We start from the raw sequence: 17,232 nt of genomic DNA, 5'->3' as shown, positions 1-17,232 counted from the left end.
CCTGCAACCCCAACCAGCAATGCCGCCCGCGCTGGCGCCACGACCATCATTGCACTAACAATCAAATTGGACCCGTCCGTGGGGGCCGATCAGTCGCAGGGGCCGGTTGCCATCCTGAAGTTCCCGTGCCGGGTGCATGAGGGCTTCCATGGCATCTGGGTTCCGGGAAGCGCGCTGGGCGCGGAACGGGGCTTCTGACACATCACGGCGGCCGCACTTGCAGGTGCGGCTGCTGCCCCTGAGGAGGAGCAACAAGCATGATCATGCTCAATGGCGATGTGAGCCGGACCCGCGCCAACCGCTGCAGCTGGATGCTGGCGGAACTGGGCCTTGCCCATGAGTGCCAGCCTTTCGCCTTCCGGCCCCGGCCAGCCACAGCCGCCTGAATTTGTGGCCCTCAACCCGAACGGCAAATGCCCGACGCTGACCGATGATGGCTTTACGCTGTTCGAATCCCTCGCCATCAATCTCTATCTGGCCAAGAAGCATGGCGGCCCGTTTGCCCCCGCAGCCTTGAGGAAGATGCGCTGATGACCCAGTGGTCGTTCTGGGTGATGACGGAGATCGAAAAGCCGCAGCTGCTGGCCGCAGCCCTGCGTGTCCTGTTTGATCCGCACGAGCCGGATGGCGAGGAACTGGAACTGGCGCTAGCCAAGCTTGCCCGGCCCTGGACGGCCCTGGATGGCTATCTTCAGGACCGGGAGTTCCTGGTTGGAGAGCGGTTCACGGCGGCTGACCTCAACGTTGCGGCCGTGATGCACATGGTGCCCGTTGCCGGTATCGATATTTCACGATGGCCATTCATGGCCCGCCGGCTGGAGGCATGCCTTGCCCGTCCGGCTGCGGCCTTTGGTGCCTTCTTCAATCAGGGCCAGATCTGCATGTCGACGGAGCGCATCATCGTCGTGGATGCGGTGGCGGATGCCTTTGCGGAAAAGTTCAGCGCCAAGGCAGCCACGCTTACGGCGGGCAATCCGGCGGAGGGCAAGAACCCGCTCGGCGCCGTCATCGGCCTGGAAACGGTGGAAAAAGCTCCAGAGCCTTGTTGAGGACGCCGTGTCCAAGGGCGCCCGCCAGCTCACCGGAACTCCGGCGGAGGGAGTGCTGGTTCCTGCAACCGTGATCGCGGATGTCACGAAAGACATGCGTCTTTACAGCGAGGAAAGCTTCGGCCCCGTTGTCGCGCTGATCCGTGCCCGTGATGAGGAGCATGCCATCGAGCTTGCCAACGATTCGGAATACGGGCTGTCGGCCTCCGTCTTCACCGGGGATGCCGCACGCGGCCTGCGGGTGGCGCGGCGCATTCAGTCGGGCATCTGCCACATCAACGGCCCGACCGTGCATGACGAGGCACAGATGCCCTTCGGCGGCGTCAAGGCTTCCGGCTATGGCTGCTTCGGCGGCAAGGCAGGGCTCGACGAGTTCACCGACCTGCGCTGGCTGACGATGGAAACCTTGCCGGGCCGCTATCCGATCTGGAGCTCTCCAAGGGGCAGGGTCTCACAGGCCTGGCCTGTTCTTGTGTGTCCAGAGGGATAAGCAGGGCAGGCCAGCCCATGATGACCTTCAGGGGACCGGGAATCCCGGAGCCTTGGTCAAGCCCGTGCGGCGCGTGAGCAATTTCAAGGCGTGATGCGTCAGCCTTGAAAGCCCTGGACCTTACGCGTCTCCGACGCTCTGTTCGCGGATTGCGCGGGCTTTTTTGGCGATGGCGGTGAGGTTGTCTTCGTCCTCGTCGCCTTTGGCCGCACGGCTGGCGCGGGGCTGCCTCACTTCGATGAAGCCGTTGTCCTCCTGTTCCGCCATGGAACGGGCCGAGCGGGGCAGGCCGAAGCGGTCACGCAGCTGCGTGATGATTTCTGCTGTGCCGCTGCCGGTTTCGAAGCTGCGGTAGGTGAGGGGAACGCGCTGGCCCGCAATGATCATCACCGGGCGCTGCCAGACCTTGCGGGACATGAAATTGTGCAAGGGCCCGGCCTTCTCGGCCACGACATTTTCCAAGCTGGACAGCTCGTACCGGCCACTGCCCAGCAGCCGGCCCGAGGGGGTGCGGTGTTCCAGCAGCAGCTTGTTGCCATGGGTGTCGAAGATCACCCGGGTGCGGGCTGTCTGGAGGTGCAGCCTCAGAATGATGGAGCCGGAAATCAGACTGGCGAGAGCCGCCGGCCAGATACTGTTGGCCATCAGGCTTCCCGCCACACAGGCAGCCGCTCCGAACCCGATGATGACCATGGCGACGCGCGTCTGGGTCCGGTCATCATGGATGTATTCGGTACGCGTGGGGCTTGGTGACACCAGGTCCATGAGCGGCAAAGATCTCCGTAAAGAGGTCGCAGGCAGCGTAAATTTGTGCCCGGCCCCAAAGGTCCGGAACAAGATTCAGCAGACCCTTGCTATATATGCTGATGAACCTTGCGGCAGGCTTGCGTGCTTTGGCCATTCGCCGCTGCTTTGCTGATTTCATCCCTCGGAAGAGCTCATGGGTGTACGGGCCGCGCCAAAGAGCTTTTCAAATTCCTGCCGCAGGACAATATCGACCTCGGGAAGCGTCACCGGCAGGCCCAGATCTACAAGGCTGGTCACCCCATGCTGCGCCACGCCGCAGGGCACGATGCCGGAAAAATGCTCCAGATCCGGGTCGACGTTCAGGCTGATGCCGTGGAAGGTGACCCACTTGCGCACGCGGATGCCGATGGCCGCAATCTTGTCCTCCACCTCAGGCCCCTTGTCCGGGCGGCGCACCCACACGCCCACCCGGTCTTCCCGCCGCTCGCCGCGCACATGATGCTGCCAGAGCGAACCGATGACCCAGGCTTCCAGTGCCGCCACGAAGGCGCGGATGTCCTGCCGCCGGCGCTTCAGGTCCAGCATCACATAGGCGATGCGCTGGCCCGGCCCGTGATAGGTATATTGCCCGCCGCGCCCGGCGTCATAGACGGGGAACCGGTCCGGCATCAGCAGGTCCTCGCGTCTTGCACTGGTGCCGGCCGTATAAAGGGGAGGGTGCTCCAGCAGCCAGACGCATTCATCCGCTTCACCCGCCGCAATCGCCTCGACGCGCTTCTCCATGAAGGCCATGGCCTCTTCATAGGGGACGGGCTCGTCAGAGATCCGCCACTCCACCGCCGGGCTGCCGGGCAGGGGATGAAAATCGGGGACGAGTTCGGAACGGCCGGTTATCTGCATGGGGTCAGGCTGCATTGGCGGTGGCTTTGCGCCCTGTGGTCAGGCTAAACTGAGAGAGAGGCAAGATGCCGGGGGAGCCTGAACAGGTCCACGGCGTCAGGATTGCAGACTTGTACAGGCGGAAGGCCGGACGGAAAAGCAAAATGGCCACATTTGATAACATTACCGTCGACATTTCCGTGGTGCTGGGCACAACACAGATGCCGGTGCACCAGCTGCTGCGCATGGGGCGCGGCGCGGTGATCGATCTGGATGTCGCCGAAGAGGATGACGTCAGCATCTATGCCAATAACACGCTGGTGGCCAAGGGTCAGGTGGTGCTTCTGGGCGAAAGGATCGGCATTTCCATCACCGAGGTCCTGATGCGTCCGCCCGAAGCCCGGCCCATGCGCACCGACGGCCCTCTATAAGATTGGCAATTGTAAGGCGCCCTTGTGAGGCGGGGCCGTTCACCGGGGCCGGTTCTGTTTGCCCGGTCTTTGGGTCTGTCCGCGAAATCCCTTGAGTTTCCGGAGCTTGGGTAAAAAGTTACCCACAGGCCCGCGGCAATTTCAGGGAGTTTCAAAATAAAGCGGAGAAGCCCCTTGCGCCCCAGAATCCGATTTGCTACATGGGGCGCCTCGACGCTGATTGCGCCGGGGAAATGAAGAAATCGCGGTCGTGGCGGAATTGGTAGACGCGCAGCGTTGAGGTCGCTGTGGGGCAACCCGTGGAAGTTCGAGTCTTCTCGACCGCACCATTTCTTCAGGAAGACGCTGCGAGCATTTGCCGCTCTTCAATAAAAGGCTGACAGCCGCCGGTGGGGAACCTCGGCGGCTTTATGCTTTTCCGGCTGGTGCAACGGTTCCCCTTGTCTTTGGCTGCCGCCGCACCCTTGCCACAAAGCGCGTGTGTCTGGACGGGTTACCGGGCAACAGGGGAGGTCCTCCATGCGGCGCATAGGCTTTGCCATCCTGATCGTGGCGCTTGGCGGCATGCTGGCCGGATTTGTTTCGGCCGAGCAGCGGCGCAACATGCAGAAGTCCCCCGGGGAGCTGGAACGCCTTGCCTGCGATCAGCTCTGGTATCTGCGCGAGAAGATCCGGGCCGATGGCGGCATCTGCCCGCGCGGCGAGCGCGAGCAGCGCGCCTTTTTCCGCAACAGGAGATGTCTGTCGCCGGATGAGGGAATTCTGCCCTCTCAGGTGCGCGATTATCTGGCCGCGGTCCGTCAGGTGGAAGCCCTGAAGGGCTGTCAGCCGGGCTGAGTCTGCCGCCTGCGAAGCCGTGATGGTGCGGTGCCGCAACCGGCATGTGAAAACTCGTGCCGGGAGGCCGGAAGCGTCCGGTTTTCAATAGCCAAAACAGCTTAAGACAGCTAGGTGTGAGGCGCGGGCCGCTGCGTCCGGCCCACTGGGGGCGCATGACAGGAGGGAGCCATGACTGACGCCGGCAAAAACGACGCAGGACCTGACCTTGCCCCTGTTGCCCCGCACCCGGTGACGCCGGGCGAGGGGCTGGAAACACCTCAGCCGGCGGAAGCCGGAATCCCCATTCATGGTGAAGATGGCTGGCTGAACGAGGCCTTCATCCGGGCTGTTGCCGAAGCTGTTGCGGCGCAGGATGAGAGGGCGGTGCGAACGCTTGCCGGGGATCTGCACGAAGCAGACGTGGGCGAACTCATCGATGCTCTGCCCGAGGCCGAGCGCCCTGTCTTCGTCCGCCTCATGGGCGATCTCTTCGATTATGCCGCCCTGACGGAAATGGACGAGGCGGTGCGCGTCCGCCTGCTGGAAGAGCTGCCTGCTGCCGACATCGCCGAAGGTCTTGGCGAGCTTGATTCGGACGACGCGGTCTACATTCTGGAAGACCTTGATGCGGAAGATCAGGCGGCGATTCTGGATGAGCTGCCGCTGTCCGAACGTGTCCAGCTGGAACGCGCCCTTGATTACCCGGAAGACAGCGCCGGCCGGCGCATGCAGACCGATTTCATTGCCGTGCCGCCGTTCTGGACGGTGGGGCAGACCATCGACTATCTGCGTGAGGATAAGGATCTCCCGGACACATTCTACGAAATCTATGTGGTCGATCCCGGCTTCCGGCTGGCGGGTGCGGTGTCGCTGGACAGGATCCTGCGCACACAGCGCGCTGCGAAGATTTCTGACATTTTCGAGGAAGATCTCAAACGCGTGCGCGCCACGGATGATCAGGAAGAGGTGGCCCGCCTCTTCGAGCGCTACAATCTGGTCTCCGCCGCCGTGGTGGACGAAAGCGGCCGGCTGGTCGGCGTGCTGACGGTCGATGACATCGTGGACGTCATCCAGGAAGAAGCCGAAGAGGACATGCGCGCTCTTGGCGGTGTGGGTGATGAAGAGATTTCGGATACGGTGATCACCATCGCCCGCTCGCGCATCGTCTGGCTGATCGTCAATCTGGGCACGGCGCTTCTGGCGGCCAGCGTGATCTCCCTGTTTGAAGATACCATCGAGGCCATGGTGGCGCTGGCGGTGCTCATGCCCATCGTTGCCTCCATGGGCGGCAATGCGGGAACCCAGACCATGACGGTTGCCGTGCGCGCGCTGGCCACCCAGGAACTGGACACCCGTAACATCTGGCGCGTGTTGCGCCGCGAGGTCATGGTCAGCGTCATCAACGGTATGGCGCTGGCGGCCTTGATGGGGGTCACCGCAGCCGTCTGGTTCGAGATGCCCGGCCTTGGCGTCGTCATCGCGGCCGCCATCATGGTCAATCTAGTCTGTGCCGGGCTGGGCGGCCTGCTGATTCCGGTCACGCTCGACAAGCTGAAGGCAGATCCTGCCATCGCCTCGAGCGTGTTCGTTACGATGGTGACGGACGTGATTGGCTTCTTCGCCTTCCTCGGCATCGCCGCGCTCTGGTTCCGCCTGCCGCTCTGACTTATTTTAAATAACTGAAAAATATAGATATAAATCATCTGATTGACTTTTACGTAAAAGTCCATGAAGCTGGCCGCAGGATGGAGGCTTCATGGAACCGCGGCTCTATACGATCACCCAGCTGACGCAGGAATTCGGGATCACCACCCGCACCCTGCGCTTTTATGAGGCGCAGGGGCTGATCACGCCGCAGCGGCGCGGCCGCCAGCGGCTCTACAAGCCGGCGGACCGGACGCGGCTGAAGCTGATCCTGCGCGGCAAGCGCCTCGGCTTCTCGCTGACCGAGATCAGCGAGATCATCGGCATGTACGGCAAGGCGCCGGGGGAGGCGGGGCAGCTGCAGCTGCTCATGCGCAAGATCGCCGAACGGCGCGCCGAACTCGAAGAGAAGCGCAATGACATCGAGCTGACGCTGGCTGAACTGACCGAAGTCGAGCGCGGCTGTCTGGCGCGGCTGGATGAACTGGGTGTGCCGCGGGAAAACGGCTGAGGCGCCGCACCGGGGAGGAGGGAACCATGACAGCATTCGAGCCGCGTGATCCGCACTGGGAGGAGAGGGTCCGCAGAAGCTTCGCCCGCCAGCCATTCATGGGACATCTGGGGGCATGCCTCAGTCATCTGGCCCCCGGCGAGGTGGATATCGAGATGCCGCACCGGGCCGAACTGACCCAGCAGCACGGCTTCTTCCACGCCGGTTCCACCACGTCGATTGCCGACAGCGCTGCCGGCTATGCCGCCCTGTCGCTCTATCCGGCAGGCACCGGCGTGCTCAGCACAGAATTCAAGATCAACCTGCTCAATCCCGGTAAGGGTGAGAAGCTGGTGGCGCGGGGGCGCGTCATCAAGCCGGGCCGTACGCTGACCATCTGCCGTGCGGATGTCTATGGCGTGACCGGAGGCCGGGAAATCCATGTGGCCACCGGCCTGTTTTCGATGATCTGCCTTGAAGGTGTCGAGGACTGAGTATCTGCCTGGCAAGTGAGGACCAATGACGCAAGCTGCAATCACCATCCGCCCGCTTCAACCTGAAGACCGTGCCGAATGGGCGGATCTCTGGAAAGCCTATCTTGCATTCTACGAAACCGAAAAGCCGCAGTCGCAATATGACCTCACCTGGTCGCGGCTGATGATGCCGGACGAGGACCCGCATGGGCTCTGTGCGGTGGATGAGGCTGGCCGGCTGGTTGGTATCGTGCATTACATCTATCACCGCTCCTGCTGGACCGATGGGCCTTACTGCTATTTGCAGGATCTCTATGCGGACACATCCGTACGCGGCAAGGGCGTGGGGCGTGCGCTGATCGAGGCTGTTTACGCTGCTGCTGATGAGCACGGCGCAGCGCAGGTTTACTGGCTGACACAGGAATTCAACGCGACGGCACGCCAGCTCTATGACCGCGTTGCCAAGGTCACCCCTTTCATCAAATACACCCGCTGAACGGCCGGGAGGGCCGGGCGACTGGAGGAAAAGCCCATGATCCGCAATGACTTTCCATCATTCAATTTCAACCTAGGCGAAACGGCAGACATGCTGCGCGACAGCGTGCGCTCCTATTCCCAGGACCGCATCGCGCCGCTGGCCGCCCGCATCGACCGGGACGACTGGTTCCCGCGTGAACTGTGGCCCGAGATGGGAGAACTCGGCCTGCACGGCATCACGGTTGAAGAGGACTGGGGCGGGGCAGGGCTTGGCTATCTTGAGCACTGCATCGCCATGGAAGAGGTGAGCCGGGCCTCGGGCTCGATCGGCCTCTCCTACGGCGCCCATTCCAATCTCTGCGTCAACCAGCTGCGCCGCTGGGGCAATGAGGATCAGAAGAAGCGCTATCTCGGCAAGCTGATCAGCGGCGAGCATGTGGGGGCACTGGCCATGTCCGAGCCGGGTGCCGGTTCGGATGTGGTGTCGATGAAGCTCAGGGCCGACAAGAAGGGTGACCGCTATGTGCTGAACGGCACCAAGATGTGGATCACCAACGGCCCCTGCGCCGACACGCTGATCGTCTATGCCAAGACCGATCCGGCAGCAGGGTCACGCGGTATCACGGCCTTCCTGATCGAAAAGGGCTTCAAGGGATTCTCTGTGGCGCAGAAGCTGGACAAGCTGGGCATGCGCGGATCCGAAACCGGCGAACTCGTCTTCGAGGATTGCGAGGTGCCGGAGGAGAACGTGCTGGCCGAGGTGGGCAAGGGCGTCAACGTGCTCATGTCCGGCCTTGATTATGAGCGTGCCGTGCTGGCAGCCGGTTGCGTCGGGCTGATGCAAGCGGCGATGGATGTGGTCATTCCTTACGTTCACGAGCGCCAGCAGTTCGGCGCGCCCATCGGCACATTCCAGCTGGTGCAGGGCAAGGTGGCGGACATGTATGTGACCATGAACGCCACCAAGGCCTATGTCTATGCGGTGGCGCAGGCCTGCGACCGGGGCGAGACCACGCGGGAAGATGCTGCAGGCGCCATCCTCTATGCCGCCGAAAACGCGACAAAAGTGACGCTGGATGCGATCCAGCTTCTGGGTGGCAACGGCTATATCAACGACTATCCGACAGGCCGCCTGCTGCGCGACGCCAAGCTCTACGAGATCGGGGCAGGCACCAGCGAAATCCGCCGCATGCTGATCGGCCGGGAGATCTTCAACAAGACCGCCTGAGCGGTTGAAACTGGGACGCCCGCTTTTGAGAATATTCAGAAAGCGGGCGCCCGGTCTTGAAACGCCGTATGATGAAAAAACCTCAAGCGTCTGAACTGATTTAACTTCCTGCTAAATCCTGTCAGCCTAACGTGGTTTTGGGGAAGGTGCAGGGGATTGGTTTGACCATTGATACTCCATCAATGCTGGCTGTGTTCGCCTGCCTTTTTTTAGCCGGCGGGCTTCAGCTCTTCCGCCAATGGCGGCTTGAGCGAGAACACGCCGGCATTCTGCTCTGGTCTGTCAGCCTGCTTGTGCGGGTGCCCGGCTTTGTCTTGCTGGCCTCGCGTGAAAGCCTCTCGGGGCTCTGGGTGCTGCATCTGGGCCATTCCCTTCTCTGTCTGGGGGCAGGTCTTGGTTACGCTGCGACCCGCCATTTTTCGGGCCGCCACACTTCGCTGCTGGCCATGCTCACCCCGATCATCCTGTGGAACGGGCTCTGCATCGTCCCGGGTTTCCTCGAAAACACCACGCTGCGCCTGACGTCCCTGTCTTTCATTCTCATGTTCGTGTCCGCCGTCACGGCCTTCGAGTTCCAGCGTGCGCTGCTTCTGTCAAAGCCGGTGCGGCTGGTCTTCGCGATTCTTTTTGCTGGTGCCTCGCTGATGCATGCCTCCCGGATGGTGCTCCTGATCAGCGCGCCGGAGACCACGGAGTATTTCTCCAGTCTTGGCGCACAGGGCAGTGTCCTGCAGTTTCTGGTGGCGATCCTCCTGTCCTCCGCTGCCATTCTGGCCAGCACAATGCTCTTCCGCGACGGGCAATTGCAGAATTTGCGGCGTGAGGCGGAGGAGGACGTTCTCACCGGTCTGTTGAACCGGGGGGCATTCCGCCGTGCTGCCGCGGTTGCCCTTGAGACGGCCCGCCGGGATGGAACGCCTGTCTGCATGATCCTGTGCGACCTTGATCACTTCAAGGCCGTTAACGACCGTTTCGGCCATGCAGGCGGGGATTCGGTGCTGCAGGCCTTCAGCCAGCTGATGCGGGACCGTCTGGGGCCGCACGGGTTGACCGGCCGCATCGGCGGCGAGGAATTTGCCTGCCTGCTGACGGGAGATGCCGCACTTGCAGCATATGGCCTGGCCGAAGGGCTTCGCGTGCATACGCGCGTTCTGTCCATGCTTGGCGGCACCCCCGATTTCAGGATCACCGTCTCCGCCGGAATAGGCATCATGCCGGTGACCACCGCCGATGTGAATGGGCTGCTGCAGCGCGCGGACTGTGCGCTTTATGCCGCAAAACGCAAGGGGCGCGATTGTGTCGAGGTGGAAGGCCTGCACGGCAAAGATGCTGCAGGCGGCAAGGGCACCGCGCCGTCCCCAGCCATCGCAGCGGCCGGTGCCGGTGACTATGCGCCAGGCGCGCAATCATGAAGACGCCGCTGTTGTTGCCCAGTTGATAACCCTTGTGTGTCTAAATGCGTGTCTTCATTGCGGGGCGGCAGCGCTTCGCTTAAGTATGGGCCTATGAGAACCTGTGCCGGCCTTGCCGGCGCACCGTGACAATGGAGCTTTCCTGCGCATGAGCAATTATATGAATCCGGTGCCGGCCCGCCTCGATGACGACGAGGACGAGAAGACCAGGACGCCGCAGTCGGTTCAGGTCGACAAGCATCTGTTCGATGCGCGCACCGTCCTCATCACCGGGCCGATCACCCAGGAACTGGCCCGTGACGTCTGCGCACGCCTGCTGGCCCTGGCTCAGGTTTCCAGCGACCCGATCACGGTGATCGTCTCTTCGCCCGGCGGCCACGTCGAATCCGGCGACATGATCCACGACACCATCCGCTTCATCCGTCCGCAGGTGCGTATCCTCGGCATGGGCTGGGTGGCAAGTGCTGGCGCGCTGATCTACGTGTCGGTGCCGAAAGAGCGCCGCTACTGCACCAAGAACACCCGTTTCCTGCTGCATCAACCGTCCGGCGGCGCTGGCGGCATGGCGACCGACATCGAGATCCAGGCCCGCGAAATCATCAAGATGCGCGACCGCCTGAATCAGATCTTTGCCGATGCCACCGGCCAGCCGATCGAGCGCATCGAAAAGGACACCGACCGCGACTACTGGATGAGCCCGGAAGAAGGCATCGCCTACGGCCTCGTCGGCAAGGTCGTCAGCAGCGCTGATGAATTGAAGTAATCTGGTTTATGCCCATGACATGCGAAAGCCGCCGGTTATGCCGGCGGCTTTTTGCATTGCGGACAAAAGGTCAGAAGGATCGCGCCTGAAACTGCGGCCTCTCCTGCGCACGCGCTGGATGCGGCTGGCGCACGGCATGGTGGCGGATCTGTTCCAGCGCGGCATGCACCTGTGGCCGCAATCCGGCCGTTTGCGGGCGCAGCGTCAGCTCCCGCGTGAACAGGTCCCTTACCTCATCGAAGGCCGCATGGGACGTGCAGAGGCAGGAAAAGAACAGATGAATGGCCGGACCTTCATAGATTGGCGAGCCGCCGAAGAGAAAGGTCAGGAACTCGGTCAGATCTTCACTGGCCTGCGCAGTCTGCTGTGGCGTGAACATGCCGCTGATGCCTGACTGGCTCCCGCTGCGTGCGTTCACGACCTGCCGCACCGCGCGCTTGATGACGGAACGTCCGCCCAGTTCGATATAAAGTGTCATGTCTCTGCCCCTTGCTGAGATGCTCTGTCTCCAGCCGGGTGTCAGAGTGCGTCAGGCAGCTTCACGGGCCTGTGATCTGGGTCACGGCTTGCAGCAATCCATCGAAATTGTAAGAAATGACAGGATGAGACGCGCCAGGGCCGGGGATCACCCCTCGTCTTGAGGTTTTTGCCATGCAGCGGCCGGTGTGATGCGCTACAAGCGGCGCGGGGCGGTCAACAGGATCGAGGCGGACGCGGACATGGAACTGGCTGAGAACGTATTTTTCTATCTTTCCAAGATTGCCTTCTTCTTCATGCGTCCGTCGAATTTCATCCTGCTCGTTTTCGGCGCCGGTTTTCTCTGCCTGCTCGTCTCCCGCCTGCGCAAGTTCGGGATTTTTCTCAACGGGACCGGCATCCTCCTCTATGTTCTGGTTGGCCTTTCGCCCTTCGGCAACATGATCACCGTTCCGCTGGAGGACAGATTTCCCGCACCTGAAATGCTGCCGGACGAGGTGAGCGCCATCATTGTTCTGGGAGGTGCCCTCGACACGACGGTTTCAAGCTCCCGGCCTTATCCGGGCATCACCATGGCGGCGGAACGGCTCACTGTGGTGCCGGAACTGGCGCGGCGCTATCCGCAGGCGAAGGTCGTCCATTCGGGCGGGGAGGGCCTGCTCTTTGCCAATGCCACCACCGAGGCGGTTGCGGCGGAGCGTGTGTTTGAAGGCTTCGGCATCGATCCGGAACGGATCGTGATGGAGGACCGCTCGCGCAACACCTGGCAGAACGCGGTGGAAACACGGGCTCTGCTGTCGCCGCAGCCGGGCGAAAAGTTCCTGCTGGTGACGTCTGCCTATCACATGCCGCGCGCCATGGGCGTGTTCCGGCAAGCGGGCTGGGAAGGTGTCATCGCCTATCCTGTCGACTGGCGCACCCGTGGTCCGCAGGATATCTGGCGCCCGTTCGGGTCCTCGTCCGAGGGGTTCCTGCGGGTGGATATCGCCGTCAAGGAATGGGTTGGCCTCGCCGTCTACTGGATGAGCGGGCGCAGTTCGTCCCTGTTCCCCTCACCTGAGGATCTGTAGAGCCGGTGTGAACGCACTGGTGAAGCACAAGCAATCTTCCCAACGCGGCTCCGGGCTCCTATCTTCAAGACTTGATAGCCGGATACGGAGACTCCGATGTCTTTCGAGGCGCCGCTTGCTGCGGCTGACATCATTCAGTGGCTTTATGGCGAAGCGGTCGAGGTGCAGGACAGTCAGGAGCTGGTCCGCCATCTGGGCCAGCGCCTTCGGGAAGCGCGCATTCCGGTCGACAGGATCAGCACCGGCATTGCATTGCTGCATCCCAATGTTCGGGCGGAAAGCGCCCTGTGGACCAGTGACGGCCACACGGAGCTGCGCCGCTACATGGAAGCGCCGGATCTGCAGGCATCCTATGACCGCAGCCCGCTGAAGGTTGTCTATGTGGAAGGCCGTTCCGTCCGTATCCGGGTCACGCCGGAGCCGGAAGAGGGCGAATACGGCATTCTTCCCGAACTGCGGGACGGGGGCTTCAAGGACTATATCGCCATGCCGCTGCCCTTCTCGGACGGCACCAACAAAGCCCTTACGCTGGCAACACGTTCTGAAGCCGGGTTTACGCCCGCTCATCTTGCCGTGTTTGAGTCCATCGCCCGGCCGCTGGGGCTGATCTGCGAACTCAACACCCTGCGCCGCACGGCGTCAACGCTGCTCGACACCTATGTCGGGCCGCGCGCCGGATCCCGCGTGCTGCAGGGCAGTATCAAGCGCGGCGGCGGCGAACTGATCTCCGCCGTGATCAGCTTCGCCGATCTGCGCGGCTTCACGACCCTTTCCAACCGGCTGCCGGGTGAAAAGCTGATCGAACTGCTCAACACCTATTTTGGCGCGATGGCATCTGCCGTCGAGGCGCAAGGGGGGGAAGTGCTGAAGTTCATCGGTGACGAGGTGATGGCGATCTTTCCCTATGAGTCCGCGGATGAGGCGCAGGAGGCCTCGCGGCGTGCTGTTTTGGCGGCACAGGAGGCCGTGATGCGCATCGCGGAAGTGAACCGCAATTGCTGTGCCGAAACGCCGGCAATCAACGTGAGCATCGCACTGCATGCCGGTGATGTGTTCTTCGGCAATGTGGGCAGCGAAACGCGGCTGGATTTCACGGTCGTCGGCCCGGCCGTCAATCTCGCCTCGCGCATTGCCGGCCTTGCCAAGGCTCTCGACCGGGAAATCCTCGCCTCGGAGACGGTTGCCGGAATGCTGGGGTGCCAGAGCGGAAAGGTCGGCACCTATTATGTGAAGGGGTTCGACGAGCCGGTTTCGGTCTTCTCCCCGCCACTTGACCGTTCTCCCTGCGCGGCAAGTCCCTGCAGCGATGCCATGACAGCCGTGCGGGCATTCGACGCGAACTGACGGCGCAGCAGCACGGCGACAACGGAGACAGTGGTGATGATCAGGCCCCACGGGCCTGCCAGCCAGCCGAGGAAGCCGATGGAGAAAAACAGGGCCCTCTGACCCCGGTTGAAATGCCGTCCTGCCAGCGCATTCAACCGGGCGGCCTTGTAGGAGGTGTTCAAGATCAGGTCCTTGTCGCCCGTGACCGCGTCCGGCACCGACCCCATGACGATGCTGGAGTAGTTGAACAGCCTGTAGGCCCAGCCGAACTTGAAGAAGGCATAGGCGAAGATCAGCATCAGGCCGATCACCTTGATTTCCCAGACGGTGCGATTGTATTCGATCGGCACCGAGAGATCGCCTGCGACCTGCAGGATACGCTCCGTGCCATTCAGCAGAGTGAAGGAGCCGCCGATCGCCAGAAGGGCGGTGGAGGCAAAGAAGCTGGTACCCTGCTGCAGCCCGGTCAGGATTGCCGTGTCCATGATCCGCACCTGGCGCAGTGCCATGGTCCGCATCCAGGCGAAGCGGTACTCCTCCATCATTTTGGACAAGGTGCGTTCCCGCAAGGGGGATAGTTCCACGAGGATGTTGAAGCTGAGCCAGGTGGCCAGAAAAATGCCAAGGGCGATGAGATCCATTGTGGATAGCGCTGCCATGAAATTTTCCTAAAAGTTTCCGGGATCTTGCCAAAACCTTACCGGAATCAGGCAGCGGTCCGGATTATCCAGAACTATCAGATGCATGAGCGGGCGGTGCAAGTCCATGGCCCGTCACGGAAATTCCCAGGAATGCATAGCCGGCACAGCAGCTATGGCGATTTTGCGCTTGCGAAGGCGTTAGCCCTTCATTAAATATCATGCCGCAAAGACGCCATATTTGAGGCAAGTGCCTTATGGCGTTCCCACAGACAAGGGTTTTCATGGACGAAAACGTACAGAAGTCCTGCTGGGGCGTCACCGCGTGGACGGTGATCGTTCTCGGGGGCATGCTGGCTTTGGTCATGCTGTTCGCTGATGCAGAAACTGCCAAGACGGCGGTCGCAATCGCGGGATAACAGCCCCAGATGTCCAGGAAGAAGGCGCGGATCAACACCGCGCCTTTTTTCATGGGCGCTCTTTCATGAGCACTCCATGTGCCTTGCATTCAGCCGGTGCCCGGCCCGGACGTCTCCCGCCTCGGCAGCGGAGAGGGCAGGGGACCTGCCGCAATGCTGACGAGGCTTTCAAGGCTGGTGCGTTTCGGCTCCCAGCCCAGCATCTTGACCGCTCTGGCGGGGGAGACTGTCTGCGAACGGCCATAGCCTGCCTGCCAGTCGAGCCGCGGGTCCTCCGGGGTTCCGCTCAGCGCTTCAAGCGTGACCGGTGCTCCGCAGGCTTCGCCCACCAGTCCGGCAATCTCGCCAACCCGGGCCGAGCCGATGCCAGCACCGAAGAGGCTGAGGCGGAACTGGGGTGAATCGAGCGCCAGCAGGTAGAGCTCCGCCAGATCATCCGCATCCACAAGCGGCCAGAGCGTGTCTTCCGTTGCTTTCGTGCGGAAGGGCTCTGAGCTGCAGGCCGCCGCAGCCATCTCCGCCAGAGGCCCGGCATCCGGGCCGCAGACGAGAGCGGGATGAATGACGGCGACACCCATGCGCTGCACGTTCTGCAGGGACCGGATGATCTCGGCCAAATGACCGAAGGCGGGCAGCGGTTCAAAGGCGGTGCTTTCGCTCAGCACCGCTTCACCGGAGGGCGGAAAAAGCCAGATTCCACCCGTGTAGACCAGCCGTGGCGGTGCTGCGGCCTGCAGGCAGGCCTGCCGCATGACGGCAGCAAAGTGCCGCTCCGCAGCCGCGGGGCCGCCAGCCGCGTGAATGATTCCCTTGCAGGACAAGGCGCTGTGGATCCACGTTTCCGGTTCTTCAAGATCACCCGGCACGGGAATGGCGCCGAGGCTGTCGATTTCTTCCGCGCTGGCGCTGGAACGCGCAAGCGCCGCAACACGTCTCCCGTCCTGGCGGAGACGCCGCAGGATCGCGCTGCCGATGAGGCCGGTGGCACCGGTAAGGAACACATCCATGTGAACCAGTGAAGCTGCTTCGCCGGGGGATGGCAAGCCTGTTCATCCTGCCTGTGCAAAAGCCCCTCTTTGGCCGCCTCTTCCGGCCATGCTCCCCGGCGGCAGTTTTTTGCCTCTTTACCGGGGGCGGGAGGCTCTGCTAGGCACGGGGCATGGCACTTCATCTGGTAAAGCTCTGTGTCGGCGCCGACAGCGTCGAGGACCTTCAGGCGTGGATCGATTTCCGCATGGATCAGCTGCGCGCAGCCGGGCTGCCGGCCGAGCAGACCCATACGACGCGGATGATCCCGACCCGGAAGGAAGAGCTGCTGGATGGCGGCTCGCTTTACTGGGTGATCAAGGGCTTCGTTCAGGTGCGGCAGATTCTGACGGATATCCGCCCCTTCACGGACGAGGCAGGTGTCAACCGCTGCGATCTGGTGCTGGAGCCAAGGCTGATTCTGACCCAGATGCAGCCCCGCCGCCCGTTCCAGGGCTGGCGCTATCTCAAGGACAACGAAGCCCCCGCCGACATCAAGGGCACACACACGGGCGGCGGCATGCCCGAGGAAATGCGCCGGGAACTGGCCGAACTCGGACTCCTCTAGATCATCGCGGCAACTGGGCTTACGGGCTCCGGGCTTGCGCAGGCGGCAGAGGGTCTTGCAGGATGGGGCAGGGCCGGATAGTCCGGCAGTGATGCACCCGGGATCCCTTTATGCCGTATCTGCTGCTTGGCCTTCTGCTGCTCGCTGTTTTCCTGCTGGCCGGAAAATCCTTCACCTCGGCCTCGCCGAAGCTTCTGGCGCGCAGAACCCGCGCTGTGGGCGGCATCACCTTGCTTGCCATTGCCGTTATCCTGGCGTTCACCGGGCGGATCGGGCTGGCGGCGGTTGCGGCCAGTCTGGGCGCCCCGTTGCTTGGCTGGACCTTGCCCTGGCAAAGGGGCGGCCTGCGCATCGGACGGCAGGAAACGCCCTGGCTCGTCATGGAACGGGATGGGCAGAGCGGGGAGGTGCGGGGAGCGGTAAAGGCCGGGCGGTTCGCCGGACGTGCCCTGAACTCGCTTCAGTCCGGCGAGCTCAGGGACTTGTGGGCAGAGCTGGCGGCAGATTCCGCCAGCCGCAGATTATTTGAAGCTTACCTCGACGGCCGGCTGCCCGGCTGGCGTGTACACTTCGAGGCGGATGCCGCAAACCGGCATCGCGGCACGGCGGGCCCGGGCACCATGACAGATGAGGAGGCCTACCAGATCCTGGGGCTTGCGCCCGGCGCCGGCGAAACGGAAATCCGAGCTGCGCACCGCCGGCTTATGAAGCGGCTCCATCCCGACCACGGTGGGACGAGCTTCCTGGCTGCGAAACTCAACGAGGCTAAAGACAAGCTTCTCAGAGGACATTGATCCCACCCCACG

General features: G+C 62.5%; 21 protein-coding genes, 1 tRNA gene and 3 pseudogenes. 20 read left to right on the top strand and 5 right to left on the bottom strand.

Annotated elements, in window-relative coordinates; all coding sequences use genetic code 11:
- The 5 genes and pseudogenes from ASC48_RS19820 to ASC48_RS13920 form a co-directional block, all read left to right on the top strand.
- The coding region (locus ASC48_RS19820; RefSeq protein ID WP_208975724.1) for a hypothetical protein at positions 1–198 on the top strand (198 nt) is incomplete at its 5' end.
- A 59-nt stretch (positions 199–257) separates the two neighbouring features.
- Positions 258–386 (top strand): hypothetical protein, encoded by a 129-nt coding sequence (locus tag ASC48_RS20130; RefSeq protein WP_279626050.1) that lies wholly within the window; start codon positions 258–260, stop codon positions 384–386.
- Positions 337–531, top strand: coding sequence for a glutathione S-transferase family protein (locus ASC48_RS19365; protein ID WP_072242616.1), 195 nt, complete (start codon positions 337–339; stop codon positions 529–531). The genes ASC48_RS20130 and ASC48_RS19365 overlap by 50 nt, the downstream gene beginning before the upstream one ends.
- Positions 531–788 (top strand): annotated as a pseudogene (locus tag ASC48_RS19580) (glutathione binding-like protein); the annotation flags it as partial. The gene ASC48_RS19365 and the pseudogene ASC48_RS19580, both read left to right, overlap by 1 nt.
- Before the next feature lie 51 nt (positions 789–839).
- Positions 840–1,476, top strand: a pseudogene (locus tag ASC48_RS13920) (aldehyde dehydrogenase family protein); the annotation flags it as partial.
- A 183-nt stretch (positions 1,477–1,659) separates the two neighbouring features.
- Here the strand turns inward: ASC48_RS13920 and ASC48_RS13915 are convergent.
- Positions 1,660–2,304, bottom strand: coding sequence for a hypothetical protein (locus ASC48_RS13915; protein WP_055456341.1), 645 nt, complete (start codon positions 2,302–2,304; stop codon positions 1,660–1,662).
- Positions 2,305–2,460: 156 nt separating this feature from the next.
- Positions 2,461–3,186, bottom strand: coding sequence for a lipoyl(octanoyl) transferase LipB (gene lipB, locus ASC48_RS13910; RefSeq protein ID WP_055456340.1), 726 nt, complete (start codon positions 3,184–3,186; stop codon positions 2,461–2,463).
- A gap of 143 nt (positions 3,187–3,329) precedes the next feature.
- On the opposite strand from lipB, the gene ASC48_RS13905 reads away from it, so the two are divergent.
- From ASC48_RS13905 to ASC48_RS13860, 10 genes are all read left to right on the top strand, one after another.
- Positions 3,330–3,596, top strand: coding sequence for a FliM/FliN family flagellar motor switch protein (locus ASC48_RS13905; RefSeq protein WP_055456339.1), 267 nt, complete (start codon positions 3,330–3,332; stop codon positions 3,594–3,596).
- Between the two features lie 244 nt (positions 3,597–3,840).
- Positions 3,841–3,925 (top strand) — tRNA-Leu (locus ASC48_RS13900).
- 190 nt (positions 3,926–4,115) lie between these two features.
- The gene (locus tag ASC48_RS13895) at positions 4,116–4,433 is read left to right on the top strand and encodes a YARHG domain-containing protein (RefSeq protein ID WP_055456338.1); all 318 of its coding nucleotides are present in this window, start codon (positions 4,116–4,118) and stop codon (positions 4,431–4,433) included.
- Positions 4,434–4,604: 171 nt separating this feature from the next.
- Positions 4,605–6,080, top strand: a complete 1,476-nt coding sequence (mgtE, locus tag ASC48_RS13890; protein WP_082440135.1) for a magnesium transporter — start codon at positions 4,605–4,607, stop codon at positions 6,078–6,080.
- 91 nt (positions 6,081–6,171) lie between these two features.
- Entirely contained in the window at positions 6,172–6,570 is a 399-nt protein-coding gene (locus ASC48_RS13885) for a MerR family transcriptional regulator (protein ID WP_055456337.1), read from the top strand.
- 26 nt (positions 6,571–6,596) lie between these two features.
- On the top strand, positions 6,597–7,043 hold the full coding sequence (locus ASC48_RS13880; protein WP_055456336.1) for a PaaI family thioesterase: 447 nt from the start codon (positions 6,597–6,599) through the stop codon (positions 7,041–7,043).
- A 25-nt stretch (positions 7,044–7,068) separates the two neighbouring features.
- The gene (locus ASC48_RS13875; RefSeq protein ID WP_055456335.1) at positions 7,069–7,518 is read left to right on the top strand and encodes a GNAT family N-acetyltransferase; all 450 of its coding nucleotides are present in this window, start codon (positions 7,069–7,071) and stop codon (positions 7,516–7,518) included.
- A 36-nt stretch (positions 7,519–7,554) separates the two neighbouring features.
- The gene (locus tag ASC48_RS13870; protein WP_055456334.1) at positions 7,555–8,727 is read left to right on the top strand and encodes an isovaleryl-CoA dehydrogenase; all 1,173 of its coding nucleotides are present in this window, start codon (positions 7,555–7,557) and stop codon (positions 8,725–8,727) included.
- A gap of 161 nt (positions 8,728–8,888) precedes the next feature.
- On the top strand, positions 8,889–10,139 hold the full coding sequence (locus tag ASC48_RS13865) for a GGDEF domain-containing protein (protein WP_141658961.1): 1,251 nt from the start codon (positions 8,889–8,891) through the stop codon (positions 10,137–10,139).
- Positions 10,140–10,287: 148 nt separating this feature from the next.
- On the top strand, positions 10,288–10,902 hold the full coding sequence (locus ASC48_RS13860; protein WP_244270060.1) for an ATP-dependent Clp protease proteolytic subunit: 615 nt from the start codon (positions 10,288–10,290) through the stop codon (positions 10,900–10,902).
- Positions 10,903–10,972: 70 nt separating this feature from the next.
- Here the strand turns inward: ASC48_RS13860 and ASC48_RS13855 are convergent, their stop codons facing one another.
- Positions 10,973–11,380 (bottom strand): globin domain-containing protein, encoded by a 408-nt coding sequence (locus ASC48_RS13855; protein WP_055456331.1) that lies wholly within the window; start codon positions 11,378–11,380, stop codon positions 10,973–10,975.
- A 190-nt stretch (positions 11,381–11,570) separates the two neighbouring features.
- Between ASC48_RS13855 and ASC48_RS13850 the strand changes: the two genes are divergently transcribed.
- Entirely contained in the window at positions 11,571–12,449 is an 879-nt protein-coding gene (locus ASC48_RS13850) for a YdcF family protein (protein WP_341860382.1), read from the top strand.
- Positions 12,450–12,545: 96 nt separating this feature from the next.
- Positions 12,546–13,793: an adenylate/guanylate cyclase domain-containing protein gene (locus tag ASC48_RS19990; RefSeq protein ID WP_055456330.1), complete on the top strand. Its 1,248-nt coding sequence runs from the start codon at positions 12,546–12,548 to the stop codon at positions 13,791–13,793.
- A gap of 44 nt (positions 13,794–13,837) precedes the next feature.
- On the opposite strand, the pseudogene ASC48_RS19815 reads toward ASC48_RS19990, so the two are convergent.
- A pseudogene (locus tag ASC48_RS19815) lies at positions 13,838–14,416 on the bottom strand (DUF599 domain-containing protein); the annotation flags it as partial.
- Between the two features lie 281 nt (positions 14,417–14,697).
- Between ASC48_RS19815 and ASC48_RS20125 the strand changes: the two are divergent.
- Positions 14,698–14,832 (top strand): hypothetical protein, encoded by a 135-nt coding sequence (locus ASC48_RS20125; RefSeq protein WP_256387621.1) that lies wholly within the window; start codon positions 14,698–14,700, stop codon positions 14,830–14,832.
- Positions 14,833–14,921: 89 nt separating this feature from the next.
- On the opposite strand, the gene ASC48_RS13840 is transcribed toward ASC48_RS20125, so the two are convergent.
- The gene (locus ASC48_RS13840; protein WP_141658960.1) at positions 14,922–15,875 is read right to left on the bottom strand and encodes an NAD-dependent epimerase/dehydratase family protein; all 954 of its coding nucleotides are present in this window, start codon (positions 15,873–15,875) and stop codon (positions 14,922–14,924) included.
- A gap of 116 nt (positions 15,876–15,991) precedes the next feature.
- Between ASC48_RS13840 and ASC48_RS13835 the strand changes: the two genes are divergently transcribed.
- Together ASC48_RS13835 and ASC48_RS13830 are read left to right on the top strand one after the other, a co-directional pair.
- Complete coding sequence (locus ASC48_RS13835; RefSeq protein ID WP_055456328.1) at positions 15,992–16,426, top strand: DUF1489 family protein; 435 nt, start codon at positions 15,992–15,994, stop codon at positions 16,424–16,426.
- 110 nt (positions 16,427–16,536) lie between these two features.
- Complete coding sequence (locus ASC48_RS13830; RefSeq protein WP_055456327.1) at positions 16,537–17,220, top strand: DnaJ domain-containing protein; 684 nt, start codon at positions 16,537–16,539, stop codon at positions 17,218–17,220.
- The last annotated feature ends 12 nt before the right edge of the window (positions 17,221–17,232 follow it).

This window comes from Pannonibacter indicus (assembly GCF_001418225.1).
Lineage (GTDB): Bacteria > Pseudomonadota > Alphaproteobacteria > Rhizobiales > Stappiaceae > Pannonibacter > Pannonibacter indicus.
The sequence above is the reverse complement of the archived record's forward strand: the minus strand, read 5'-3'. Positions and strand labels throughout refer to the sequence as shown.